Annotated in this window: 4 protein-coding genes; 1 reads left to right on the top strand and 3 read right to left on the bottom strand. The window is 71.0% G+C overall.

Going from position 1 to position 3760, the window contains the following annotated elements; genetic code table 11:
- From GA0115259_RS37950 to GA0115259_RS37940, 3 genes are all read right to left on the bottom strand, one after another.
- The coding region (locus GA0115259_RS37950; protein ID WP_093605158.1) for an HRDC domain-containing protein at positions 1-1028 on the bottom strand (1028 nt) is incomplete at its 3' end.
- 88 nt (positions 1029-1116) lie between these two features.
- Positions 1117-1776 carry a helix-turn-helix transcriptional regulator gene (locus tag GA0115259_RS37945; protein WP_093605154.1) on the bottom strand — a complete coding sequence of 220 codons (660 nt, stop codon included), beginning with the start codon at positions 1774-1776 and terminating at the stop codon, positions 1117-1119.
- 344 nt (positions 1777-2120) lie between these two features.
- The gene (locus GA0115259_RS37940) at positions 2121-2810 is read right to left on the bottom strand and encodes a DUF3000 domain-containing protein (protein ID WP_093605152.1); all 690 of its coding nucleotides are present in this window, start codon (positions 2808-2810) and stop codon (positions 2121-2123) included.
- 91 nt (positions 2811-2901) lie between these two features.
- On the opposite strand from GA0115259_RS37940, the gene hemE reads away from it, so the two are divergent.
- On the top strand, positions 2902-3760 hold an 859-nt coding region (hemE, locus tag GA0115259_RS37935), incomplete at its 3' end, for a uroporphyrinogen decarboxylase (RefSeq protein ID WP_093605156.1).

Raw genomic sequence — 3760 nt, 5'->3', positions numbered from 1 at the left:
GGTCCCGCGACCTGCTGGCCCGGCTGTGGGAGGTCCGCGTCCGGCAGGGCGCGCGCCCGGTCCACCGCCGCCTGCCACTGTTCGAGCTGGCGCCGTCCCATCCGATGGCCGAAACCGGGCAGCGCGGTGAGCGCGTGCACATTCACCGGCAGGGCCAGCGACGCCTCGATGATCGCCGTGTCGCTCAGCACCTTGCCCGGCGAGACATCGCGCCGCTGCGCGACCCGGTCACGGGTGGTCCACAGCTCCCGTACGACCGCCATCTGACGCCGGCGGCGCACCTTGTGCATTCCCGACGTACGGCGCCACGGATCCTTGCGCGGCGCAGGCGGCGGGGCCGAGGCGATCGCCTCGAACTCCTGGTGCGCCCACTCCAGCTTGCCCTGCCGGTCCAGCTCCTTCTCCAGCGCGTCGCGCAGATCGACCAGCAGCTCCACATCGAGCGCGGCGTACCGCAGCCAGGGCTCGGGAAGAGGCCGCGTCGACCAGTCGACGGCGGAGTGGCCCTTCTCCAGCGCGTACCCGAGGACGTTCTCGACCATCGCGCCGAGCCCGACCCGGGGGAAGCCCGCCAGCCGGCCTGCCAGTTCCGTGTCGAACAGCCGGGTGGGCGTCATGCCTATTTCGCGCAGGCACGGAAGATCCTGCGTGGCCGCGTGGAGGATCCACTCGGTCTCCGCGAGCACCTCGCCGAGCCCGGAGAGGTCCGGGCAGCCGACCGGATCGATCAGTGCCGTGCCCGCGCCCTCACGGCGCAGCTGGACGAGATACGCGCGCTGACCGTAGCGGTAGCCGGACGCGCGCTCCGCGTCGACGGCCACCGGGCCGGTGCCCGCGGCGAAGGCCGCGATCACTCCGGCCAGGTCTGCTTCGGCGGCGACCACCGGCGGAATGCCCTCGCGGGGCTCCAGCAAAGGGATCGGCGCCGATTCGCCGTCGCCCGGGGGCTGCGACATCAGCGGCTGCCGCCGCGGGCCCCCGGTGGTTCGCAGTGCTGGCTCTGCTGCGGTCTCTTGGGCGTCGGTCACCTGTCAAGGGTATCTGTGAACGGACGGCGCCCGTCGACGGAACGTTCCGTCGACGGGCGGTGGGGGGAGAACGGGGGAGCGGGGTCGGTCAGTGGATGATGCCGGTACGGAGGGCCACGGCGACCATCCCCGCCCGGTCGCCCGTGCCGAGCTTGCGTGCGATACGGGCGAGATGGCTCTTGACGGTGAGCGCGGACAGGCCCATCGAGACACCGATGGCCTTGTTGGACTGGCCTTCGGCCACCAGCCTGAGCACCTCGACCTCACGGCCGGAGAGCTCGCGGTAGCCGCCCGGGTGGCTCGGCGCGCCGGGCGGGCGGCGGTGCATCCGCTGACCGGCGCCGATGGGGGCGGCGCCGGGGCGGGTGGGATGGCCGATGTTGGTGCGTGTGCCGGTCACGACATAGCCCTTGACGCCGCCCGCGAGGGCGTTGCGCACCGCGCCGATGTCATCGGCGGCGGAGAGGGCGAGGCCGTTGGGCCAGCCGGCGGCTCGGGTCTCGGACAGCAGGGTCAGCCCGGAACCGTCGGGCAGGTGGACGTCGGCAACGCAGATGTCGCGCGGGTTGCCGACGCGGGGGCGTGCCTCCGCGATGGACGATGCCTCGATGACGTCTCGTACTCCAAGCGCCCACAGATGGCGGGTGACGGTGGAGCGGACGCGCGGGTCGGCCACGACGACCATGGCCGTCGGCTTGTTCGGGCGGTAGGCGACCAGGCTTGCGGGCTGCTCGAGGAGAACGGACACCAGGCCTCCTGGGAAGGTGCGGGACGGCGCCGGCTCTGGGGGATGAAGCCGGAGGGAACCGTGTTTGAAGGGTCATTGACCTCTTCGGCAGTAATCCCGCCCGCCTTTAGAGAATGATCACGATTTGGTGAGTAACAATTCGGGCAATTCGGACGGGTGATCGATCATCCTATGACCGGTCCCATCGCTCCGACGTGCACGGAGAGCACCGAGAGGGCGGAGAGCGTGGCGAACCGCCGCCGTGGCGTCATGACGCCACGGCGGCGGTGTGAAGGAGCGTCAGTTACGACAGATGCGTCAGATGCGTCAGGACACAGGACATACGTCGGATACGTTCGGATACGTCAGGACACCTGTGGACCGCGCCGCTGGGGCAGGGACACCACGCCCGCGCCCGAGCCCGCCTCCGCGGATCCCTGGACCGGTCCCGGCGCGGCCGGCGGCAGTCCCGCGATCTGGCAGAGCAGATCGCACCAGGCGGCGAGATGCGCCGCGGTGTCGGGCACTCCGGCCCGGCCCTCGCGCGGTGTCCAGGACGCGCGGATCTCGATCTGGGTCGCCGGTCTGCGCTCGGCGAGACCGCCGAAGTAGTACGAGCCGGCCCGCGTGACCGTACCGCCGGCCTCTCCGTACGACAGTCCGCGCGCCTCCAGCGCGCCCGTCAGCCAGGACCAGCACACCTCGGGCAGCAGCGGATCGGCGGCCATCTCCGGCTCCAGCTCCGCCCGCACCAGCGTGACCAGCCGGAACACTCCCTGCCAGGCCTCGTGCCCGGCCGGATCGTGCAGCAGGATCAGCCGGCCGTCGGCGAGATCGTCCTCGCCGTCGACGACCGCCGCCTCCAGGGCGTACGCGTACGGTGCGAGCCGCTTCGGCGGCGGCGTCGGCTCGATCTCGATCCCGGGACGCAGCCGCGCCGACCGCAGTGCTTCGACCGCCGTACGGAACGCGGACGGGACGGAGCCCCCCTCCGCGCTGCCTGTTCCCTCGGTGCCGTTGGAATGATCGGAAAACTGTCCCTGAGCCGCAGCCATGCGGGGAAGAGTAGGCGGAACGCGCGTCTCGCGCAGGGAGGGACACCCGGGCCGGGGCAGCGGCTTCCCCGTACATGCGAAGATTCTGGTCGTGAGCGCGATTGACCGCCCTTCGGGCCAGCAGACGAAGACAGACGAATCGGCCTTCCTCAAGGCGTGCAGGCGTGAACCGGTACCGCACACGCCGGTCTGGTTCATGCGGCAGGCCGGGCGCTCGCTGCCGGAATACCTCAAGGTCCGCGAGGGAATTCCGATGCTGGAGTCCTGTATGCGGCCCGAGCTGGTCACCGAGATCACACTCCAGCCCGTACGGCGCCACAAGGTCGACGCCGCGATCTACTTCAGCGACATCGTCGTCCCGCTCAAGGCCATCGGTCTCGACCTCGACATCAAGCCGGGCGTCGGCCCGGTCGTCGCGGATCCGATCCGCAGCCGGGCCGATCTCGCGCGGCTGCGCGATCTCACTCCCGACGATGTCTCCTATGTCACCGAGGCGATCGGGATGCTGACCGGAGAGCTGGGCTCCACGCCGCTCATCGGCTTCGCCGGCGCTCCCTTCACCCTCGCCAGCTATCTCGTGGAGGGCGGTCCGTCCCGCAACCACGAGCACACCAAGGCGATGATGTACGGCGATCCGGCGCTCTGGGCCGATCTGCTGGACCGGCTCGCGGACATCACCTCGGCCTTCCTCAAGGTGCAGATCGAGGCGGGCGCCGGCGCCGTGCAGCTCTTCGACTCCTGGGTGGGCGCCCTGGCCCCGGCCGACTACCGCCGCTCCGTACTGCCGGCCTCGGCCAAGGTCTTCGACGCGGTCGCCGCGTACGGTGTGCCACGCATCCACTTCGGTGTCGGTACGGGCGAACTGCTCGGTGCGATGGGCGAGGCCGGCGCGGATGTCGTCGGCGTCGACTGGCGCGTACCGCTCGACGAGGCGGCCCGCCGCGTCGGCC

This window comes from Streptomyces sp. MnatMP-M17 (assembly GCF_900091995.1).
In the GTDB taxonomy this organism is placed as follows: domain Bacteria; phylum Actinomycetota; class Actinomycetes; order Streptomycetales; family Streptomycetaceae; genus Streptomyces.
The sequence above is the reverse complement of the archived record's forward strand: the minus strand, read 5'-3'. Positions and strand labels throughout refer to the sequence as shown.

Coding starts and splice junctions, on each gene's coding strand:
- GA0115259_RS37940 (WP_093605152.1), bottom strand. CDS start 2,810: ATGGCTGCGGCTCAGGGACAGTTTTCCGATCATTCCAACGGCACCGAG.